Origin of the sequence: Bradyrhizobium sp. AZCC 2230 (assembly GCF_036924495.1) — a bacterium.
In the GTDB taxonomy this organism is placed as follows: Bacteria; Pseudomonadota; Alphaproteobacteria; order Rhizobiales; family Xanthobacteraceae; genus Bradyrhizobium; species Bradyrhizobium rifense.
The window spans coordinates 2817517-2838873 of the sequence record NZ_JAZHRS010000001.1; the positions used below are offsets into that span (position 1 = coordinate 2817517).

19 protein-coding genes are annotated in these 21357 nt (G+C 64.3%); 8 read left to right on the plus strand and 11 right to left on the minus strand.

Annotated features, from left to right (window positions below; all coding sequences use genetic code 11):
- Window positions 1-4 precede the first annotated feature (4 nt).
- The 3 genes from flgG to flgH are packed head-to-tail and all read left to right on the plus strand — an operon-like array spanning window position 5 to window position 2714.
- Window positions 5-793, plus strand: coding sequence for a flagellar basal-body rod protein FlgG (gene flgG / locus V1280_RS13780; protein WP_148778231.1), 789 nt, complete (start codon window positions 5-7; stop codon window positions 791-793).
- A gap of 10 nt (window positions 794-803) precedes the next feature.
- A complete protein-coding gene (flgA, locus tag V1280_RS13785; protein WP_334524478.1) occupies window positions 804-1937 on the plus strand; it encodes a flagellar basal body P-ring formation chaperone FlgA in 1134 nt (377 codons plus the stop codon).
- Between the two features lie 9 nt (window positions 1938-1946).
- Window positions 1947-2714, plus strand: a complete 768-nt coding sequence (gene flgH, locus V1280_RS13790; protein WP_334524480.1) for a flagellar basal body L-ring protein FlgH — start codon at window positions 1947-1949, stop codon at window positions 2712-2714.
- A gap of 216 nt (window positions 2715-2930) precedes the next feature.
- Here flgH and V1280_RS13795 read toward each other — a convergent pair whose 3' ends face one another.
- From V1280_RS13795 to V1280_RS13810, 4 genes are all read right to left on the minus strand, one after another.
- Window positions 2931-3710 carry a 2-keto-4-pentenoate hydratase gene (locus V1280_RS13795; RefSeq protein WP_334524483.1) on the minus strand — a complete coding sequence of 260 codons (780 nt, stop codon included), beginning with the start codon at window positions 3708-3710 and terminating at the stop codon, window positions 2931-2933.
- 84 nt (window positions 3711-3794) lie between these two features.
- Window positions 3795-4823 (minus strand): SDR family oxidoreductase, encoded by a 1029-nt coding sequence (locus tag V1280_RS13800; RefSeq protein WP_334524487.1) that lies wholly within the window; start codon window positions 4821-4823, stop codon window positions 3795-3797.
- Between the two features lie 396 nt (window positions 4824-5219).
- On the minus strand, window positions 5220-5585 hold the full coding sequence (dksA, locus tag V1280_RS13805) for an RNA polymerase-binding protein DksA (protein WP_008142458.1): 366 nt from the start codon (window positions 5583-5585) through the stop codon (window positions 5220-5222).
- Between the two features lie 215 nt (window positions 5586-5800).
- The gene (locus V1280_RS13810; RefSeq protein ID WP_334524495.1) at window positions 5801-6412 is read right to left on the minus strand and encodes an NAD(P)-dependent oxidoreductase; all 612 of its coding nucleotides are present in this window, start codon (window positions 6410-6412) and stop codon (window positions 5801-5803) included.
- A 133-nt stretch (window positions 6413-6545) separates the two neighbouring features.
- Between V1280_RS13810 and V1280_RS13815 the strand changes: the two genes are divergently transcribed.
- Entirely contained in the window at window positions 6546-6917 is a 372-nt protein-coding gene (locus tag V1280_RS13815) for a winged helix-turn-helix transcriptional regulator (protein WP_148778238.1), read from the plus strand.
- Between the two features lie 24 nt (window positions 6918-6941).
- On the opposite strand, the gene V1280_RS13820 is transcribed toward V1280_RS13815, so the two are convergent.
- On the minus strand, window positions 6942-7355 hold the full coding sequence (locus V1280_RS13820) for a flagellar assembly protein FliX (protein ID WP_334524500.1): 414 nt from the start codon (window positions 7353-7355) through the stop codon (window positions 6942-6944).
- A gap of 270 nt (window positions 7356-7625) precedes the next feature.
- Here V1280_RS13820 and V1280_RS13825 point away from each other — a divergent pair, with 270 nt between their 5' ends.
- The 4 genes from V1280_RS13825 (at window position 7626) to V1280_RS13840 (ending at window position 10174) form a co-directional block, all read left to right on the plus strand.
- Window positions 7626-8762 (plus strand): flagellar basal body P-ring protein FlgI, encoded by a 1137-nt coding sequence (locus tag V1280_RS13825; protein WP_254132589.1) that lies wholly within the window; start codon window positions 7626-7628, stop codon window positions 8760-8762.
- Window positions 8762-9145 carry a flagellar assembly peptidoglycan hydrolase FlgJ gene (flgJ, locus tag V1280_RS13830; RefSeq protein ID WP_334524508.1) on the plus strand — a complete coding sequence of 128 codons (384 nt, stop codon included), beginning with the start codon at window positions 8762-8764 and terminating at the stop codon, window positions 9143-9145. Before V1280_RS13825 ends, flgJ begins: the two co-directional genes overlap by 1 nt.
- Before the next feature lie 11 nt (window positions 9146-9156).
- Complete coding sequence (locus tag V1280_RS13835) at window positions 9157-9654, plus strand: hypothetical protein (protein ID WP_148778242.1); 498 nt, start codon at window positions 9157-9159, stop codon at window positions 9652-9654.
- 160 nt (window positions 9655-9814) lie between these two features.
- On the plus strand, window positions 9815-10174 hold the full coding sequence (locus V1280_RS13840) for a flagellar protein FlaG (protein ID WP_148778243.1): 360 nt from the start codon (window positions 9815-9817) through the stop codon (window positions 10172-10174).
- Window positions 10175-10188: 14 nt separating this feature from the next.
- Here V1280_RS13840 and V1280_RS13845 read toward each other — a convergent pair whose 3' ends face one another.
- The 6 genes from V1280_RS13845 to V1280_RS13870 all read right to left on the minus strand — a co-directional run bounded on the left by V1280_RS13845 (window position 10189) and on the right by V1280_RS13870 (window position 21295).
- Window positions 10189-10557, minus strand: a complete 369-nt coding sequence (locus V1280_RS13845; protein WP_334524515.1) for a hypothetical protein — start codon at window positions 10555-10557, stop codon at window positions 10189-10191.
- Window positions 10558-10569: 12 nt separating this feature from the next.
- Window positions 10570-10938, minus strand: coding sequence for a flagellar biosynthesis regulator FlaF (gene flaF / locus V1280_RS13850; RefSeq protein ID WP_027534793.1), 369 nt, complete (start codon window positions 10936-10938; stop codon window positions 10570-10572).
- A 294-nt stretch (window positions 10939-11232) separates the two neighbouring features.
- Entirely contained in the window at window positions 11233-13518 is a 2286-nt protein-coding gene (locus V1280_RS13855; RefSeq protein WP_334524525.1) for a DUF1522 domain-containing protein, read from the minus strand.
- 218 nt (window positions 13519-13736) lie between these two features.
- Window positions 13737-16028 carry a DUF1522 domain-containing protein gene (locus V1280_RS13860; RefSeq protein ID WP_334524528.1) on the minus strand — a complete coding sequence of 764 codons (2292 nt, stop codon included), beginning with the start codon at window positions 16026-16028 and terminating at the stop codon, window positions 13737-13739.
- A 324-nt stretch (window positions 16029-16352) separates the two neighbouring features.
- On the minus strand, window positions 16353-18644 hold the full coding sequence (locus tag V1280_RS13865) for a DUF1522 domain-containing protein (RefSeq protein ID WP_334524531.1): 2292 nt from the start codon (window positions 18642-18644) through the stop codon (window positions 16353-16355).
- 359 nt (window positions 18645-19003) lie between these two features.
- A complete protein-coding gene (locus tag V1280_RS13870) occupies window positions 19004-21295 on the minus strand; it encodes a DUF1522 domain-containing protein (RefSeq protein WP_334524534.1) in 2292 nt (763 codons plus the stop codon).
- Window positions 21296-21357 lie beyond the last annotated feature (62 nt).

Below are 21357 nucleotides of genomic sequence, written 5' to 3' on the forward strand. Positions count from 1 at the left end.
TGAGATGCAAGCGCTCCACACCGCTGCGACCGGAATGGCGGCACAGGAACTGAACGTTCAGGTGATCTCCAACAACATCGCCAACCTGCGCACCACCGGCTTCAAGAAGCAGACCGCGGCGTTCCAGGACCTGATCTACGAACACGTCCGCCGCGTCGGCGCGCAGGCCTCGGACCAGGGCACCATCCTGCCGGTCGGCGTCGATATCGGCGGCGGCGTCAAGACCGTCGGCACCCCGCGCAGCATGACGCAGGGCACGCTGTCGCAGACCGGCAACGACCTCGATCTCGCGATGTCCGGCGAAGGCTTCTTCAAGATCCTGATGCCCGACGGCACCTTCCAGTACACCCGCGACGGCACGTTCCAGATGGACAACCAGGGCCGCGTCGTCACTGCGCAGGGCAACCCGGTGCAGCCGACCATCACGATCCCGAACAACGCCTCGGGCATCACCGTCAACGAGCAGGGCCAGGTGTCCGTGACCCTGCCGGGCTCGTCGAGCAACACCATTCTCGGCCAGATCGGCGTGACCCGTTTCATCAACAAGGCGGGCCTGCAGCCGGTCGGCAGCAACCAGTTCACCGAGACGACGTCGTCCGGCGCGCCGCAGGACGGCACCGCGAACTCCGAAGGCTACGGCAAGATCACGCAAGGCAGCCTCGAACAGGCCAATGTCGACGTCGTGTCGGAGATGAGCGACCTGATCGCCGCGCAGCGCGCCTACGAGATGAACGCCAAGGTGATCAGCGCCGCCGACCAGATGATGCAATCGACCACGGCGCTGTTCCGCTGAGGTGATGATCATGATCCGCACCACGCTCATCACCCTCTCCGCCCTGCTCGTGCTGGCTCTGCCGGCGCAGGCCGCCGACGACGGCATCGCCGTACCGACGCTGCGCCCCAGCGTCACCGTCACCTCCGACGTGGTGCGGGTCGGCGACCTCATCGAGAACGCCGGCTCGACCGCGCTGATTGCGGTCTATCGCTCGCCCGACCTCGGCACCACCGGCGCGCTGCCGGTTGCCCAGGTCCTGAGCGTGCTCCGCGCCAAGCAGGTGATCGGCGTGATGACCGGCGACATCAAGGAGGTCCAGGTCACCCGGCTTGCCCGCACCTTCGCCAACAAGGATCTCGAAAACGCGGTCGCTTCCGCGCTCGAGCGCCGCTTCGGCCTTGGCGACGCCGCCAACATCACCGTGAGCTTCGACCGCGGCGTTTCCGACATGCGGCTCGATGCCTCCAACACCGGCGCGCTGCAGCCGGTCGCGACGCGCTACGACGCCCGCAGCGGCCGCTTCGACCTCGCCTTCGAGATCAACAATGACAGCAACCCGACGCCGACCAAGCTGCGCCTGACCGGCACTGCGATCGAGACCGTGGAAGTTGCCGTCCTGACCCGCGACATCGAACGCACCGAGACGCTGAAATCCTCCGACGTCGCGCAGGAGCGCCGGCCCAAGGCGGAAGTGCCGGGCGAGGCGGCCACGCGCGACCGTACCGTCGGCATGCAGCTTCGCCGGCCGATGCGCGCCGGCACGCCGATCCGCACCGCCGACATCGCCAAGCCCGAGTTTGTATCGCGCGACCAGAGCGTCACCGTCATCTACCAGGTCCCCGGGATCTACCTCACCACCCGCGGCAAGGCGATCGAGAGTGGCGCCGAGGGCGACACCGTGAGCGTCCTCAATCTGCAGACCAAGCGTACGCTGACCGGCGTCGTCACCGCCCGCGGCCAGGTGACCGTGCTGGGCGCCAGCCAGTCCGCGCCGATGGAGACTGCGGTCGAGCAGACCTCCTCGCTCAAGCGCGACCAAGCGCCCGCCCCCGTCGACACCGCAGCCCTCCTCCGGAACCTGGTCCAGGCGCCCGCGTCGCCGGACAAGATCGCAGAAGCCCAGATCCCGCAAGCTCGCGTCTCGCAAGCTCAAGCAAAGTAAGAGTTAGTCATGTCCGCTTTCAGTTCGGCTTACCGTCTTCGTCGCGTCGTGGTCTCCGCCCTGCTGCTCGCCACTTGCGCGCTCGCAAGCGGCTGCTCCTCGATCGACCGCCTGTCGCAGATCGGCGAGCAACCGAAGCTGTCGGCGATCGACAATCCGACGACGCAGCCCGGCTACAAGCCCGTGCAGATGCCGATGCCGAAGCCGGAAGTCGCCTCCTACAATCCGAACTCGCTGTGGCGGAACGGCAGCCGCGCCTTCTTCAAGGATCAGCGCGCGACCCATGTCGGCGACCTCCTGACCGTGACCGTCAACATCACCGACAAGGCCAACCTCTCCAACGAGACCCAGCGCAGCCGCACCAATTCGGAAGATTCTGGCATCACCGATTTCATCGGCTCGAAGACGCTCGGCGTCCAGGCGCAGAAGGTGCTGCCCGGCCGCATCCTCACCGCCGACTCCACCGCCTCCAGCGACGGCAAGGGCAGCGTGCAGCGCACGGAAGCCTTGCAGACCAACGTCGCGGCGGTCGTGACCCAGGTGCTGCCGAACGGCAACCTCGTCGTCGAAGGCAAGCAGGAGATCCGCGTCAACTTCGAGATCCGCGAGCTCGTGGTCGCCGGCATCGTCCGCCCCGAAGACATCCAGAGCGACAACACCATCGATTCCAGCAAGATCGCGCAGGCCCGCATCGCCTATGGCGGCCGCGGCCAGATCACGGACGTGCAGCAGCCGCGCTACGGCCAGCAAGTCATGGACGTGCTGCTGCCCTTCTAAGTCTCTCCCGAGCTCCCACATCGTGTTCGCGAACCTAGGCGCGAACGACGATGTACGACGCGGCCCTCGCTAGCTCCCCTGGCGAGGGCCGCATGTATTTTTGCCGGTGTCGTTGCCTCACACGCCGTCATTGCGAGCGCAGCGAAGCAATCCAGACTGCCTCCGCGGAAAGATTCTGGATTGCTTCGCTGCGCTCGCAATGACGACGGAGATAGACTACGTAAACTCCGCCTCCACCACTCCCAGCCCGTCCAGCTCCATCCGCACCTTGTCGCCGGCTTTCAGCCACAGCGTCTTCACCAGGCTTCCGGTCAGCACGAGCTGTCCCGCATGCAAGCCCTTGCCGTCGGCGGCGAGGTGGTTGGCGAGCCAGGCGAGTGCGTTGTGGGGATGGCCGAGCACGTCGGCGCCGGTGCCGTGGCTGACTTCCTCGCCATTGACGAGGGCGCGGCCCTTGACCGCCTTCAGGTCCGGCACCGACGAGCGCGGCACGGAGGTGCCGAGCACGCAGCCGGCGGCAAAGAAATCATCGGCGATCAGCGTCGGCGCGCCCATTGTCTCCCACTTCACGTAGCGGTCGTCGACGATCTCGATCGCGGGATGATAGGCCTCGACGGCCTCACCGACCCATTCGGCGGTGAACGGCGCCTCGCCGGCGGCGAGGTTGCGCTTCAGGCGCACGGCGATCTCGCATTCGACGCCGACACGGACATAGTCGGAGGCCGCGAGCTTGACGCCGCTGTCGTGCACGCCCTTCTGGAACACGCCGCCGCCGCAGGGGTGCGGGATGCCGATATAGTCCTGCATCACCTGGCTGGTGCAGCCGATCTTGTAGCCGACCAGCGGTCCGACATTCTTCAGCAGAAGATCATGCAGCGCGCGCTGAACCTCATAGCCCTCGGCTTCATCGGCCGGGGGAACTTCAAGCGCCGCGAGCGGCGCATGGTTCCGGCGCGCCAGTGCGATCGCCTTTGCGGCCTCGAGAATTTTGTCCATCGGCGCCGCCTCCCACGCATCACAATCAAGGGCGGCAGTGGAGCATCCCCGCCCGGGCCTGACAAGCGCGGGCGGATTGTGGCATCACGCCTTGACCAAGCCGAGCCGGATCAAGCTCTCGGCCGTGGCGAGGATCGCCTCGTCGTTGGAACGGGGTTGCCAGCCCAGCACCGACCTCGCCTTGGCGCTGGTGGAATGCCTGACGCGGCCGAGCATCGGCACGACCGCCTGCAGCAGGGGAATCCGGCTCGCGGCGAGCCGCACCAGCCAGTCCGGAGCCTGAAGCCGGGGAACCCGGCGCGCCCGCGATCCCAGTTCCCGCCGCAGCACCTTGCCGATGTCGAGGATCGAGAGCGTCTCGCCGGAGACGGCGATGAAGCGTTCGCCTTTGGCCTCCGGCGCGGTCATCGCCCGCAAATGCAGGTCGGCGACATCGCGAACGTCGACGACGCCGAAATAGACCCGCGGCACCGCCGGCATGGCGCCGTCGAGCAGCGATTTGACGATCTCGATCGAGCCGGAGAAATCCGGCCCCAGCACCGGGCCGAAAACGCCGGCAGGATTGATCACCGACAATTCGAGCCCGCCGCCCTCGCGCGCGATGAAATCCCAGGCCGCCCGCTCGGCCAGCGTCTTGGACTTGATATAGGGCTGCACGTCGCTGCCCGCGAGATTGGTCCACTCGGTCTCGTCGAACGGCTTCTCCCGCGACGGATGACCGTAGCCGATCGCGCCGATCGACGAGGTGACGACGACACGCCTGACGCCGGCATCCCGGGCGGCGCGCAACACCCGTAGTGTGCCGTCGCGGGCCGGGACGATCATCTCGTTCTCGTCCTTGGGCACACTGGTCGACAGCGGCGAGGCGACATGGAGCACGTAGTCGCAGCCTGTGACCGCCTCGCGCCAACCCCCGTCTGCCGTGAGGTCGGCGGTGAAGAAGGTCAGGCTCTCCGGCGACACCGCCCCGCCCTCGCGCAGCATCGCCAGCACATCGGCTTGCCGGTCCGGCCGCCGCACCGTCGTTCGCACCGCATGACCGGCTGCCAAGAGCTGCAGGATGACATGGATGCCGACGAAGCCGGATCCGCCGGTGACCAGAACAGTGCTCATTGCCAAATTCCCCTCGTTGCGCGGCTTACGGCCTGCTGCCGGCGTTTAAGGAAATATTGAGCTGGCCCAGGCTTCATGGAGATGCACGCCTTGCAGCGTCGCATGAAGCCTGATTGCAGCGATGTGTGATGCAGCTCGATCCCCGCTTCAACAAGCTCAACGATCTCGTTGATGCGACTCGCAAAACCTCCCGCACCTGAAGTGAAGGCTGTTTCTCATGCGAACTCACGTGAGCTTGCAGAAATCGACTCTAGCCCATTGATCACGATTCACTTTTCGCGATTGCGCTCACGCGTTGATGCGCGCGGCGGCAAGCGACAGGCAAAATGCTGATCATGGCGCGAAGCGGCGCCGTGAGCCAAAAAAATAAAGAGCCGCATCTCTGCGGCTCGGACTCTATTCGTCGCGATAGACCTTCTCGCGTTTCTCGTGGCGCTCCTGCGCTTCCACCGAGAGCGTCGCGATGGGCCGGGCCTCGAGCCGTTTCAACGAGATTGGCTCGCCGGTATCCTCGCAATAGCCATAGGTGTTGTCCTCGATGCGCTGGAGCGCGGCGTCGATCTTGGCGATCAACTTGCGCTGGCGGTCGCGGGCGCGGAGTTCGATGGCGCGGTCGGTTTCGGACGATGCCCGATCGGCGAGATCGGGGTGGTTCACGTTCTCCTCCTGCAGAGCTTGCAGGGTGAGCTTGGACTCTTTGAGGATCTCATCCTTCCAGGCGAGGAGCTTCATACGGAAGTACTCCTTCTGCCGGTCGTTCATGAAAGGCTCTTTTTCGGTCGGTCGGTAGTTTTTCAACTTTTCCAAGGGCGGCCTATCTTCTTAAGCAACGACTCGTGAACGGAACGGGGTCCGTTGAGCCGGGGCTTATATAGCTACCCCATGTGACAGACAATATTTCCTTAATAGCGCAGTTACCGCCCCCAAGCCCTTGCACAGGAAGGTTTATCCGCAAGGGCCCGGGGGCGGCCAAAAGCCTAGTAGCCGACCGTGAAACGCTGCCTCGGATGGGCCGGTTTCTCGATCTCGTCGGCGAGGGCGATGGCGTAGTCGGCGAAGCTGATCCAGCTTTTGCCGTTCGCATCTGCGAGAAGCTGGTCAGTGCCGAGCCGGAACTTGGTGGTCCGCTCTCCCTCGATGAACAGCGCCGAGGGCGACAGGAAGGTCCAGTTCAGCTCCCTTTCCTGCCGCAGCAGGTCGAGAAAGGCCCCACCCGCCTCCGCCTCGGCCTTGTATTGGGCAGGGAAACCGGGGGTTGTGACCAGCTTGACGCCCGGAGCGACCTCCAGGCTGCCGGCGCCGCCGACGACCAGATAACGCCCGACCTTGGAGTCCTTAGCCGCGCCGATCAGCTTGTGCGGGTCGCTGGCCAGGAAGTGGACGGAACTGATGGCCACATCGTGCCCGGCCCAGAGTTTGGTCAGGCCGGCCTGATCGAGCACATCGCCCTTGGTCGGCGAGACGTTCGGCAGGCCTGCGATCTTCTCCGGGTTCCGGGCGATGGCGGTAACGCCATGGCCGCGGCGGGACAGTTCCTTGGTGATCTCCGAACCGGCCCGGCCCGAGGCGCCGGCAACTGCGATTTTCATGGAAGGCTCCTTCGCTTCTATAGTAACCAATGGTTACTAGATATCGTAATGAGCGCTGGTGTTAAGAGAGCACTTTGTGCTTACCTGATTACGCAGGAGTAACCGGCGAACTGAAGCAAGCGCGAGGAATGAGATGAAACCCAACGTCTATGCAGCCAATTGCCCGACGCGCCAGATCCTCGATCGCGTCGGCGACAAATGGGCCGTGCTGATCCTGTTGCTGCTGCGCGAGGAGCCGATGCGCTTCAATCAGTTGCGCCGCACGATTGAAGGCATCTCGCAGAAGATGCTGAGCCAGGTTCTCAAGTCGCTCGAACGCGACGGCCTGATCAAGCGCCGCGCCATCGCAACCGTTCCAGTGACGGTTGAATATTCGATCACGCAGCTCGGCCTGACGCTCGCCGCAGCGGTCGATCCGTTGCGCGATTGGGCCGAGGAGAATCTGAAAGACGTGCTTGCCGCCCAGCGCCGCTACGATTCGCAGCAGAAGGAGGAAGCGGCGTAAGGCCTTCCTCGCGCGGGATTATGATCAGCCCTGCCCGGCCTTGGCCAGCTCGACCTCGACGCGCAGCTCGATCTCGGACAGCACGGAATCGAGACCGGGGTCACCGGAGGACGATTTCAGGTTCGCGGCCGCATCACGCAGCCTCATCACGGTCGACGCATCGAGATTGCCGGACAAGAGTCCCATCTTGAGATCGTCGAGCACATCGAGCGCGGTCTTGCCGCGGACAACCGAGCGCTTGCGGCGCTCGACCGGATCTTCCTCGATACCTTGCAGCGCAAGCAGCGCATCGATGTTGGCGGAGGCCTTGGGTGCTGCCGCTGCGCGCGTCTCCTGCGCCGACGTAGTGTCGGGCAGCACGAAGGTGCCGGAGCTCGTTCGCCTGGCCTGGCTGGCCGGCGTTCCAAGCGTGGTGCCATTCGGTCCGTAGATGCGCATCGAAGCAATCCGGGTGATCGATGCGCCACATTCGCCGCTTTATGGTTAACGGGGCGTAAACGGCCCCGGCAAAATCTGCCGGGAGGCGGCAGTTTCGCTCCTTACGGCGAATGCCGGCTGGCGCCGATCCGAAGAGATTTATTCAACCTATTCAATCGACTAACCCCTCTGCCCCGTGTTGGCACAGCGCTCGCAAGGAAAGCGTCGGACCAGCTCGTCATGGGAGTGTCGCAGATGGTCCGAGATGTGAGGAGCCTCGGGGAGCAGAGGATGCCAGGCGTTCGTTGGGTGAGGATTCTGAGCGGGGTGTTTGGGGTGGCCTGTGCCGCGCTGTCAGCGCTGGCGCTCTCGGCTGCCTCTGCAAACGCGACCTCGCGCATCAAGGATCTCGCCAATATCGAAGGCGTGCGGCAGAACCAGCTGATCGGCTACGGCCTCGTCGTCGGCCTCAACGGCACCGGCGACACCCTCAACAACATCCCCTTCACCAAGCAGTCGCTGCAAGCGATGCTCGAGCGCATGGGCGTCAACATCCGCGGCGCCACCATCCGCACCGGCAACGTCGCCGCCGTGATGGTGACCGGCAACCTGCCGGCCTTCTCCACTCAGGGCACGCGCATGGACGTCACTGTCTCCGCGCTCGGCGACGCCAAGGATCTGCGCGGCGGCACCCTGCTCGTCACCCCGCTCCTTGGCGCCGACGGCAACGTCTATGCGGTCGCACAGGGCTCGCTCGCGATCTCCGGCTTCCAGGCCGAGGGCGAAGCGGCGAAAATCGTGCGCGGCGTTCCAACCGTGGGCCGCATCGCCAACGGCGCCATCATCGAGCGCGAGATCGAGTTCGCGCTGAACCGGCTGCCGAACGTGCGGCTCGCGCTGCGCAACGCCGATTTCACCACCGCCAAGCGCATTGCGGCAGCGATCAACGACTATCTCGGCGTCAAGAGCGCCGAGCCGATCGATCCCTCGACGGTGCAGCTGACGATCCCGCCGGAGTTCAAGGGCAACGTGGTCGCCTTCCTGACCGAGATCGAGCAGCTTCAGGTCGATCCGGATCTCGCCGCCAAGATCATCATCGACGAGCGTTCGGGCATCATCGTGATGGGCCGCGACGTCCGCGTCGCCACCGTCGCGGTCGCGCAAGGCAATCTCACGGTCACGATCTCCGAAAGCCCGCAGGTGAGCCAGCCCAATCCGCTGTCGCGGGGCCGGACCGTGGTCACGCCACGCTCCAGCGTCGGCGTTACCGAGGACGGCAAGAAATTCGCCGTCGTCAAGGACGGCGTCTCGCTGCAGCAGCTCGTCGACGGCCTCAACGGCCTCGGCATCGGTCCGCGCGACCTCATCAGCATCCTCCAGGCGATCAAGGCCGCGGGTGCGATCGAAGCCGATATCGAGGTGATGTGATGCAAACCGGCATGCTCAACACCGCGCACGTCGTCACCGCCGCGCTCTCGAACCCCGCCTTCTCCGTAGAAAGCCGCAACGGCCGCCCCGATTTCGAGCTCGCCGCCGCGCTTCAGAAAGTCTCGCCGCAGCAGCAGGCCAAGACCCAGAAGACCGCCACTGACTTCGAGGGCATGTTCCTCAACAGCATGTTCGCGCAGATGACCTCGGGCCTGAAGGGCGAAGGCCCGTTCGGCGACACGCCGGGCACCGGCGTGTGGCGCTCGATGCTGACCGAACAATATTCCAAGAACTTCGCCAATGCCGGCGGCGTCGGTGTCGCCCGCGACGTCTACCGTACCCTGATCATACAGCAGGCCAAAACCACTCTTCGTACGGCATAAGGTCAAACGAGATGAACCACTTCAACGCGTCACGTCAGCCGATGCCAGCGCAGCGCCCGAACAACACGCCCGAGAGCGCCGCTGCGCGCAAGCTCGCGGAGGACCTGATGGACGCGATGAGCGCCCTGCTCGGCCTGATCGAGCGCGAGACCGAGCTGGTCCGCGCCGGCAAGGTTCGCGAAGCGATGATGATGGAGAGCCAGAAGCAGGAGTTGTCGCGGCGCTACGTCGGCGCCGTCAGCCAGTTGAAGGCGAACCAGGCCCAGCTCTCGAAGTCCGCGCCCGAGCTGCTCTCGACGCTGCACCGTCACCACGACGCCTTCCGCGCCATGCTTCAGGTCAATCTCACCGTGCTCGCGACCGCGCATGCGGTCTCCGAGAGCGTCGTGCGCGGCGTCAATGCCGAGATCCAGAAGCGCAACGTACCGAACACCTATACTGCGGCGGGACGCCGCGCCACGCCTGGACCGCGTCACATCACGCCGCTCGCGGTCAGCCGCACGCTCTGAGCGCAGACAAAGAACTCCATCCAATTTTACGAAAAACCGCGCGGCGAAAGCGTCGCGCGGTTAGTCACGTTTGCTTACCGGGTGTTCAATCCTGGTGTTCCATGGTTGCGTATTGAGAGGGGTTGGGATTTGACTCACACAAGGCAACCAGGAGGCTGCCATGAGTACAGATTTCAGCATCAGGCCGGTGGGGATACCGGCCCCCGTACAGATCGTCACGACGTCGAATTCGGCGGCGAACGATGCCGTGCAAACCGATTTGCCGGTGAGCCAGACGGTCGCCGCGAGCGATACGAGCGCGGCTGCGAGCAATGATCTGCAGAGCAATGCGAACATCTCGCGCCAGGTCGTGTTCGACCAGGCATCCGCATCCATGGTCTTCCAGGTCGTCAACGACCGGACCGATGCCGTGGTCAATCAGTTCCCCGACGAGGCGATGCTGCGCCGGCGAGCCTATTTCCACGCACTGGATTTGAAGTCGGAGCCCTCGCGTCCGCTCAACACGGACCTCAGCGCTTAAAGAGCGCCTGCCGATCAGCTGTCGAGCGTGGCCTGGGCGGTGTCGAGATAGCTCGAGCCGGTCGCCGGGTCCGTGACGACGTTCTTGATCTGCGCCGTGCCGGTATCGGTCAGCGTGAACTTCGTGTTGCCGAAGCGGAACGATGAATCCTTGATCAGCACCTGCTGGTATTGCGAGGTCCCGTCGCTCTGATAGTGGATCTGCGCGCGGAAGCCGTTGACCTGCGAGACGTTGAGCGAAAATTTCTTGCCGTCGGAATAGGTACCCGTCCAGTTCCCCTGGTACAGCGACGAGTCGACCGCAACGTATTTGGACGAGCCTGTGGTGCTCGAAAGCGTATTCGCCTTATACGCGGTCGACAGGATGCTCATGATGTCGGACATCAGGAGTTTCCGTCACGGCCGGCCGGACAGACCGGCAGCGATGTTGCGGTTGATCTCGATCAGCGGGCGGAAGTGATCGAACTGCGGGCTCATCTGCAGCGCCGCGGTCTGGCTCAGCACGAACACGCTGATGTTGGCGATCTTCTGCCGGACGTCGAGCGGCTGCGGGTTGTTCTCGCGCATGGCTTCGCTGAGGAAGATGGTCCAGAGCTTGCGGTTGAACATCAGCGCCTGCGTGGTCTGCTCGCTGAAGGGGTCAGCGGCGTTGATCGCGTCCTGGAGCTTGTTGGCTGCCTTCAGCAGGGTCTGCGCCTCGACGTCACGAGGAGATGCGGTGGTCGTTGCAACACGCGCGTAGGCCGAGGCAGCGGAATTCGACATCAATCACACCTTGGAAGCTTCCTAGCCCGTTGAACGGACTTAAGGATTTCTTTCCCAACCCTATGCAGCAGCGCTTAAGATTTGCTTACATGTGCGCCTGGAAGCACTCCGGATTATTACGGGTCGCGGAGTCCTTCCGTGAGCGCGAGGCTAGATGCGCACACGCAAGCTGTAAACCTGCAATGCATCATGCACATCGATCTCAGCTAATCTTGTCTTAGCGAACTCCCTCAAAAGAACGGCGGAGCATTAGCCCCGCCGCGCCGTCTCAAGATTCGATTCTGCGTCTACGAATTAGCGGAGCAGCTGCAGCACGCTCTGCTGCGACTGGTTGGCCAGCGACAATGCGGAGACCGCGATCGACTGGCGGGTCGACAGCGCCTGGCTGTTGGCCGCTTCCTCGTTGGTGTCCGCGAGCGTCAGGTTGGACGAGCCGGTCTGCAGCACGTTGATCAGGTTCTTGGAGAAGTCCTGGCGCACCTGCACGATCGACAGGTTCGAACCGAGCGAGGAGCCTTCCGAGCGCAGCGTGCTCGACGCCGCGTTCAGGCTGGTCAGCACCTTGTTGGTCGCGCCGTTGTCGATGAAGTCCGTGCCGGGCACGAGATTGCTAAGGCCAAGACCCGCCGCGTTGAACACCACGCCGTTGATGCCGAGCGTGGAGCTGCCGGTCTCGTTGAACACCAGCTTCAGCGTGTCGCCGTTCAGGAGGTTGACGCCGTTGAAGGAGGAGTCCTGCGAAGTGGTGTCGATCTGCGCCAGGATGTTGTTGAACTGGCTGACCAGGCTCGAACGCGCCGTCTGTGCGACGGGATCCTGGACCGGCGGCTGCGCGGTGGTGAAGGCGAGCACGCCCGTGAGCGAGCCGCCGATCGCGCCGCCCGCGGTGCTTGAGCCGAGGGTCGAGGACGCATATTCGTTGACGGTGGTCACCGTCAGCACGCCGTTGGCGTCGATCGTCGCGGTCAGGTGGTTGGCCTGAAGCTGGACGTTGAGCTGGTCAAGCGTCTTGACCGTGCCGTTGGTGCCGTCGCCGAAGGTGACGTTGACCGGCGTGCCGCCGTTGAAGGAGGTGAAAGTCAGGGTCTTGCCGCTGACGCCGCCGACACCGGAGGTGCGCGCCGCGCTGAACGCCGTCGCCGTTCCGGTATTGCCGCTGAGGCCGAAGGCGCTGAGCGCATTGCCGGTGCCAGTGATCGAGAGGTCGGCGTTGATACCCGTCGAGATCGCCAGCTGGCCGCTCGAGTTCACCGACGACGGGATCTGACCCGGGGTGGTGCCGAGCGTTGCGGCCCCGTTGAAGAGGCTGGCGGTCTTCACGCCGGTCGCAAGATCGATCGAATTGAGCAGGTCGGTCAGGTTCGCGCTCTGCAGATAGACCGTCGAGTTGCCATTGCCGTCGGTGACGACGTTGCCGCTGACGCCATATCCGGTGGCCACGCTTGCTGCCGACTGCGGCGTCTGCGCGTTCTTGAAGGTGATGGTGTGACCGTCAATGTTCAGCGTCGAGCCGTCCTGGACCAGCGATCCCAGCGAGCCCGAGGTCGTCGAGCGGTTCGCCGTCACACTGGCATTGCCCGCGCCGGTCGCGGCCGTCAGGCCGAGGGCGTGGAGGAAGTCGGCCTTGCCCGCGACGCTCAGATCGGCGCCGGTCGAGCTCTTCAGCGTAACTACGCCCGCCGCGATGGAGGATGGCGTCTGGACCGTACCGACAGTCGCGCCACTGGTCACGATCGTGGCCGCGCCGGCGCTGATTGTCGCGGTCTTGACCCCGCTGGCGAGGTCGATCGCGCTAAGGACGTCGTTGACAGTCGCCTTGGGCGCCGCCGCCGTTCCCTCATAGACGATCGAATTGCCGTTGCCGTCGGTGGCAATGCTTCCGCTGGCGTTGAGGCCCCAGCCAGTCGGCTGGGTCGTCGGGGCGGGGCCGGTGCGGAAAGTGACGGTCTTGCCGTTCACGGTGATGGTGTCGCCGTCCGCGGGCGGCGTGCTGAATGTGGTGGATGTAGTGCTGCCGACCAGCGTGTCCGTCCCGGCGAGCGCAGTGGTGTTGTCGGCGGCGTTCACCGCGGTACCGACCGACGTGCCGGCGCTCGAACCGAGCGAGGCGCCGAGCGCGGCGGCTGCCGTCACCGGCGTGACGCCGCCGGCCGCGCCGGTATAGAGCACGTTGCTGTTGGCGGTCGCGCTCGCATAAGAGGTCGTGCCGCGCAGATCCGCCGGTGTCGCGCCCGGGATCGTGGTCGAGACGTTGGATTTGGTGGAGTAGCCGACCGTGGTCTGGAGCGCCTGGTTGGCAATCGATTTCGCGGAATCGATCAGCTTCTGCAGCGAGGTGATGCCGGTATTGGCCGCCTGCAGCACCTGCACGCCGTTATTGATGCCGTCCAGAAGGTTGCTGATGTCGCTCGCCCGGTTGTCCAGCCCCTGCGCCGTGAAGAAGTTGGTGGGATTGTCGAGCGCGGTGTTGACCTTTTTGCCGGTCGAAAGCCGTTCCTGCGTCGTGGCCAGCAAGTCGGCCGTCGACTGCAGCGACAACAGGTTCTGGCGAACGGACGCCGAGAGAACGATGTTGGACATTGGCAGGTCTTCCTCTTGAACCGGATACGAATCGGCCGCGCGGGTCTGGAAGCGGGCTTTTGTCCAGTTTTAGGGGCTGTCCTTTAAAGTATGGTTAACGACGGTTTAAGGGATACGGTTAATGGCCGGTGAACGCCCCTTCCCGCCTCCAAACGCAAAAAAGAGCGGCGGGGCAAAAGCCCCGCCGCCCGGTTTTATTTAGATATTTCAGTCGCTTATTAGCGGAGCAGCTGAAGCACGCTCTGCTGCGACGTGTTGGCCAGCGACAGCGCGGAGACCGCGATCGACTGGCGCGTCGACAGCGCCTGGCTGTTGGCCGCTTCGACGTTGGTGTCGGCCAGCGTCAGGTTGGACGAGCCCGTCTGCAGCACGTTGATCAGGTTCTTGTTGAAGTCCTGACGAACCTGCACCACCGAGAGGTTCGAACCGAGTGCCGAGGCTTCCGAGCGCAGTGTGCTCGATGCGGCGTTCAGGTTGGTCAGCACCTTGTTGGACGCGGCGTTGTCGATGAAGTCGACGCCAACGGTCAGTGCGGCGAGGCCCAGACCCTTCGAGTTGTAGGTCACGCCGGTGATGTTCAGGCTCGACTTGCCGGTCTCGTCGAACACCAGCTTGAGCTGGTCGCCGTTCAGGAGGTTCACACCGTTGAACGAGGAGTCCTGCGAGGTCGTGTCGATCTGGTTCAGGATGTTGTTGTACTGAGACACCAGATTCGCACGGGCGGTCTGGGCAACCGCATCCTGGATGGGCGTGGATGCCGTCGAGAAGGTCAGCGCAGTGGTGAGCGTACCGCCGATCGCACCGCCAGCGGTGGTCGATCCAATCGTCGAGGACGCGTAGTCGTTGGACGCGGTAATGGTCAGCAGGCCGTTCGCATCGATCGTGGCGGCCAGGTTGTTGGCCAGAAGCTGCGTATTGAGCTGGTCGAGCGTCTTGACCGTGCCGTTGGTGCCGTCGCCGAAGGTGACGTTGACCGCCGTGCCACCGTTGAAGGAGGCGAAGGTCAAGGTCTTGCCGGCAATGCCGCCGATGCCCGAGGTGCGCGCAGCGGTGAAGGCGGTCGCCGTACCGGTGTTGCCGGCAAGGCCGAGTGCGTTCAGCGCATTGCCCGAGCCGGTGATCGACAGGTCGGCATTGATGCCCGTCGCAATGCGAAGCTGGCCGGAGCTATTGATCGATGAGTTTGACTGCCCCGTCGCGGTCTTCAGCGTCGCTGTGCCGTTGGCCGCGATGGTCGCGGTCTGCACGCCGGAGGCAAGGTCGATCGCGTTCAGCACGTCGGAGATCGTGCCGGACGACAGATAGACCGTCGAGTTGCCGGCACCGTCGGTGAGGACGTTGCCGCTGACGCCGGAGCCGCTCGGGATCGCCGGAGCACCCGTGGAGCCCGGAACGGCGCCGTTCTTGAAGGTGATGACATGACCGTCGACATTCAGTGTCGAGCCGTCCTGGATCTGCTGACCCAGTGAGCCGGAGCTGGTGGTGCGGTTCACGTTCACCGTCGCGTTGCCGCCGCCGGTGGCGGTGGACAGGCCGAGGGCCTTCAGCAGGTCGGCCTTGCCGGTGATGCTCAGATCGGCACCGCTCGAGCTGTGCAGCGTGAGCTTGCTGGCCGTCGTGACACCGACGTCCGAAACGGCGGTCGCGTTGGCGCTCTGGGAGATCGTCGCCGCACCGGCGGTGATCGACGCAACCTTCACGCCGCTGGCAAGGTCGATCGCAGTGGTGAGATCACCGACCGTCCCCTTCGGCGTCGTAGTATCGCCCAGATAGATGGTCGAGTTGCCTGCGCCGTCGGTGGTGATGTTGCCGCTGGCACCAAGGCCGCTCGCGACCGTGCTGGAAGTCGGCGCAACGCCGGAGCGGAAGGTGATCGTGTGACCGTTGACGGTCAGCGTGTCGCCATCGGAGGGCTGGGCGTTGCCGACCAGGCCGGTCGCTGTCGCCGCACCAGTGCCGAGCAGCGTGATCGCCGCCGTAATGGCCGTCGAACCGTCGCCGGCCGTCGCCGCCGCACCGGTGAGAGCCCCCTGGGTAGCGCCAAGCGTCGTGGTGCCGCTCGCAGCGTGGATGCCGCCGGCCGTGCCGTCATAGAGCACGTTGCTGGAAGCAGAAGCACTGGCAAAGCTGGTCGTGCCGCGCAGGTCCGCCGCCGTCGCACCCGAGATCGTGGTGGAGACGTTGGACTTGGTGGAGTAGCCGACGGTGGTCTGGAGCGCCTGGTTGGCGATCGACTTCGCGCTGTCGATCAGCTTCTGGAGCGAGGTCAGGCCGGTGTTGGCGGCCTGCAGCACCTGCACGCCGTTGGCGATGCCATCGAGCAGGTTGTTGATGTCGCTGGCACGGTTGTCGAGCGACTGTGCCGTGAAGAAGTTGGTGGGATTGTCCAGGGCCGAATTGACGCTCTTGCCGGTCGACAGACGGTTCTGTGTGGTGGCGAGAAGATCGGCGGTGGACTGGAGAGAGAGGAGGTTCTGACGAACCGACGCAGAGAGAACAATACCGGACATGACTCTTACCCTTCTGGCTTACGCGTCTTCGTTCGATCGCTTCTGGATCGAGTGACGGCCACAGGGTGCGCGGACATGGCTAACAAAGGGTGAAACGAGCTTCACTCTCATAAGCGCCGGTTCACCATAAACCATTGTGAAGCGTTGGCTGGCCTCGCAATCAGTCTGAAATCGCTGGCGATTCTGCGCGCTTACTCTCCATTAACCATAACCGCTGGTTACTTTTTCAATCGCACCTCGCCTCCCCGAGTACCATCTGGCAAACGAAAAAAGCGGCGGGGCCGAAGCCCCGCCGCCTGATCTTGCTTGCGATGTTGTCCGCTATTAGCGGAGCAACTGGAGCACGCTCTGCTGCGACTGGTTGGCCAGCGACAGCGCGGAGACCGCGATCGACTGGCGCGTCGACAGCGCCTGGCTGTTGGCCGCTTCGACGTTGGTGTCGGCCAGCGTCAGGTTGGACGAGCCGGTCTGGAGCACGTTGATCAGGTTCTTGTTGAAGTCCTGACGAACCTGCACGATCGTCAGGTTCGAACCCAAGGCGGAGGCTTCCGAACGCAGCGTGCTCGACGCGGTGTTCAGATTGGTCAGCACCTTGTTGGTGGCGGCGTTGTCGATGAAGTCGACACCGCCGGTCAGTGCGGCGAGGCCCAGACCCTTGGAGTTGTAGGTCACGCCGGTGATGTTCAGGTTCGACTTGCCGGTCTCGTCGAACACCAGCTTGAGCTGATCGCCGTTCAGGAGGTTGACACCGTTGAAGGACGAGTCGAGCGAGGTCGAGTCGATCTGCTGGAGGATGTTGTTGTACTGGCTGACCAGATTGGTACGGGCCGTCTGTGCAACGGTATCCTGCGTGGGCGCAGACGCCGTCGAGAAGGTCAGCGCAGTGGTGAGCGTACCACCGATGACGCCGCCCGCGGCGCTCGAGCCGATCGTCGAGGACGCGTAGTCGTTGGTGCTCGAGACCGTCAGCAAGCCGTTGGCGTCGATCGTCGCGGTCAGGTTGTTGGCCTGGAGCTGCGAGTTGAGCTGATCGAGCGTCTTGACCGTGCCGTTGGTACCGTCGCCGAAGGTGACGTTGACCGCCGTCCCGCTGTTGAAGGAGGAGAAGGTCAAGGTCTTGCCGGTGATGCCGCCGATGCCCGAGGTGCGGGCCGCGGTGAAGGCGGTCCCGGTGCCGGTGTTGCCGGCGAAGCCGAGCACGTTCAGCGCATTGCCCGTACCGGTGATCGACAGGTCGGCATTCACGCCGGTCGAGACCTTGAGCTGGCCCGAGGCGTTGATCGACGAGTTGGTCTGACCGGTCGCGGTCTTCAGCGTCGCCGTGCCGTTGGCCGCGATCGTCGCGGTCTGCACGCCGGAGGCAAGGTCGATCGCGTTCAGCACGTCGGAGATCGTGCCGGACGACAGATAGACCGTCGAGTTGCCGGCACCGTCGGTGAGGACGTTGCCGCTGACGCCGGAGCCGCTCGGGATCGCCGGAGCACCCGTGGAGCCCGGAACGGCGCCGTTCTTGAAGGTGATGACATGACCGTCGACATTCAGTGTCGAGCCGTCCTGGATCTGCTGACCCAGTGAGCCGGAGCTGGTGGTGCGGTTCACGTTCACCGTCGCGTTGCCGCCGCCGGTGGCGGTGGACAGGCCGAGGGCCTTCAGCAGGTCGGCCTTGCCGGTGATGCTCAGATCGGCACCGCTCGAGCTGTGCAGCGTGAGCTTGCTGGCCGTCGTGACACCGACGTCCGAAACGGCGGTCGCGTTGGCGCTCTGGGAGATCGTCGCCGCACCGGCGGTGATCGACGCAACCTTCACGCCGCTGGCAAGGTCGATCGCAGTGGTGAGATCACCGACCGTCCCCTTCGGCGTCGTAGTATCGCCCAGATAGATGGTCGAGTTGCCCGCGCCGTCGGTGGTGATGTTGCCGCTGGCACCAAGGCCGCTCGCGACCGTGCTGGAAGTCGGCGCAACGCCGGAGCGGAAGGTGATCGTGTGACCGTTGACGGTCAGCGTGTCGCCATCGGAGGGCTGGGCGTTGCCGACCAGGCCGGTCGCTGTCGCCGCACCAGTGCCGAGCAGCGTGATCGCCGCCGTAATGGCCGTCGAACCGTCGCCGGCCGTCGCCGCCGCACCGGTGAGAGCCCCCTGGGTAGCGCCAAGCGTCGTGGTGCCGCTCGCAGCGTGGGTGCCGCCGGCCGTGCCGTCGAACAGGACGTTGCTGCTCGCAACCGTGCTCGCATAGGAGGTGGTGCCACGCAGGTCCGCCGCCGTCGCACCCGAGATCGTGGTGGAGACGTTGGACTTGGTGGAGTAGCCGACCGTGGTCTGGAGCGCCTGGTTGGCGATCGACTTCGCGCTGTCGATCAGCTTTTGCAGCGAGGTGATGCCGGTGTTGGCGGCCTGCAGCACCTGCACGCCGTTGGCGATGCCATCGAGCAGGTTGTTGATGTCGCTGGCACGGTTGTCGAGCGACTGTGCCGTGAAGAAGTTGGTGGGATTGTCCAAGGCCGAGTTGACGCTCTTGCCGGTCGACAGACGGCTCTGCGTGGTGGCGAGAAGATCAGCGGTGGACTGGAGGGAGAGCAGGTTCTGACGAACCGATGAGGAGAGAACAATACCGGACATTGAGTGTTACCCTTCTGGTACGCAACGCAACAAACTTCGATTAGGATTAATCGATGCCGGGACGGTGAACGTAGGTGGCTAACAAAGCATGAAGCGTGTCGCGCCACGCCCTGCGTGGATTCACCATATGCGCGATCGAAGCAAAATCGAGCTCACGCGTATCGTCATGATAGGATGATACTTTTTCGGGCACCGGTGCACTGTTTGCGACTTGTCAACCATAACTCAGAGTGAGCAATTGGCTGCATTCGAATGCATCGTCTTTCGCCTCGACACGCGACATCTTCTAACGCCGGCACAAAAGAAAACGGCGGGGCCGAAGCCCCGCCGCCTGATCTTGCTTGCGATGTTGTCCGCTATTAGCGGAGCAACTGGAGCACGCTCTGCTGCGACTGGTTGGCCAGCGACAGCGCGGAGACCGCGATCGACTGGCGCGTCGACAGCGCCTGGCTGTTGGCCGCTTCGACGTTGGTGTCGGCCAGCGTCAGGTTCGACGAACCGGTCTGCAGCACGTTGATCAGGCTCTTGTTGAAGTCCTGACGAACCTGCACCACCGAGAGGTTCGAACCGAGGCTCGACGCTTCCGAACGCAGCGTGCTCGACGCAGCGTTGAGGTTCGACAGCACCTTGTTGGTGGCCGAGTTGTCGATGAAGTCGACACCGCTGGTCAAAGAGGCAAGGCCCAGACCCTTGGAGTTGTAGGTCACGCCGGTGATGTTGAGGTTCGACTTGCCGGTCTCGTCGAACACCAGCTTGAGCTGATCGCCGTTCAGCAGGTTGATGCCGTTGAACGAGGAATCCTGCGAGGTCGTGTCGATCTGGTTCAGGATGTTGTTGTACTGGCTGACCAGGTTGGCACGGGCCGTCTGTGCAACGGTATCCTGGACGGGGCTGGAAGCCGTCGAGAAGGTCAGCGCAGTGGTGAGCGTACCACCGATGACGCCGCCCGCAGCGCTCGAACCGATGGTCGAGGACGCGTAGTCGTTGGTCGTCGAGACCGTCAGCAGGCCGTTGGCGTCGATCGTCGCGGTCAGGTTGTTGGCCTGGAGCTGCGAGTTGAGCTGATCGAGCGTCTTGACCGTGCCGTTGGTACCGTCGCCGAAGGTGACGTTGACCGCCGTCCCGCTGTTGAAGGAGGAGAAGGTCAAGGTCTTGCCGGTGATGCCGCCGATGCCCGAGGTGCGGGCCGCGGTGAAGGCGGTCCCGGTGCCGGTGTTGCCGGCGAAGCCGAGCACGTTCAGCGCATTGCCCGTACCGGTGATCGACAGGTCGGCATTCACGCCGGTCGAGACCTTGAGCTGGCCCGAGGCGTTGATCGACGAGTTGGTCTGGCCGGTCGCGGTCTTCAGCGTCGCCGTGCCGTTGGCCGCGATGGTCGCGGTCTGCACGCCGGAGGCAAGGTCGATCGCGTTCAGCACGTCGGAGATCGTGCCGGACGACAGATAGACCGTCGAGTTGCCGGCACCGTCGGTGAGGACGTTGCCGCTGACGCCGGAGCCGCTCGGGATCGCCGGAGCACCCGTGGAGCCCGGAACGGCGCCGTTCTTGAAGGTGATGACATGACCGTCGACATTCAGTGTCGAGCCGTCCTGGATCTGCTGACCCAGTGAGCCGGAGCTGGTGGTGCGGTTCACGTTCACCGTCGCGTTGCCGCCGCCGGTGGCGGTGGACAGGCCGAGGGCCTTCAGCAGGTCGGCCTTGCCGGTGATGCTCAGATCGGCACCGCTCGAGCTGTGCAGCGTGAGCTTGCTGGCCGTCGTGACACCGACGTCCGAAACGGCGGTCGCGTTGGCGCTCTGGGAGATCGTCGCCGCACCGGCGGTGATCGACGCAACCTTCACGCCGCTGGCAAGGTCGATCGCAGTGGTGAGATCACCGACCGTCCCCTTCGGCGTCGTAGTATCGCCCAGATAGATGGTCGAGTTGCCTGCGCCGTCGGTGGTGATGTTGCCGCTGGCACCAAGGCCGCTCGCGACCGTGCTGGAAGTCGGCGCAACGCCGGAGCGGAAGGTGATCGTGTGACCGTTGACGGTCAGCGTGTCGCCATCGGAGGGCTGGGCGTTGCCGACCAGGCCGGTCGCTGTCGCCGCACCAGTGCCGAGCAGCGTGATCGCCGCCGTAATGGCCGTCGAACCGTCGCCGGCCGTCGCCGCCGCACCGGTGAGAGCCCCCTGGGTAGCGCCAAGCGTCGTGGTGCCGCTCGCAGCGTGGGTGCCGCCAGCCGTGCCGTCGAACAGGACGTTGCTGCTCGCAACCGTGCTCGCATAGGAGGTGGTGCCACGCAGGTCCGCCGCCGTCGCACCCGAGATCGTGGTGGAGACGTTGGACTTGGTGGAGTAACCGACGGTGGTCTGGAGCGCCTGGTTGGCGATCGACTTCGCGCTGTCGATCAGCTTCTGCAACGAGGTGATGCCGGTGTTGGCGGCCTGCAGCACCTGCACGCCGTTGGCGATGCCATCAAGCAGGTTGTTGATGTCGCTGGCGCGATTGTCGAGCGACTGTGCCGTGAAGAAGTTGGTCGGATTGTCCAGGGCCGAGTTGACGCTCTTGCCGGTGGCCAGACGGTTCTGGGTGGTGGCGAGAAGATCGGCGGTGGACTGGAGGGAGAGCAGGTTCTGACGAACCGATGCGGAGAGAACGATACCGGACATTGGGTGTTACCTTTCTGGTAAACGACGCTACTGTTACGCGTCTACTGGGATCTTGATTGACC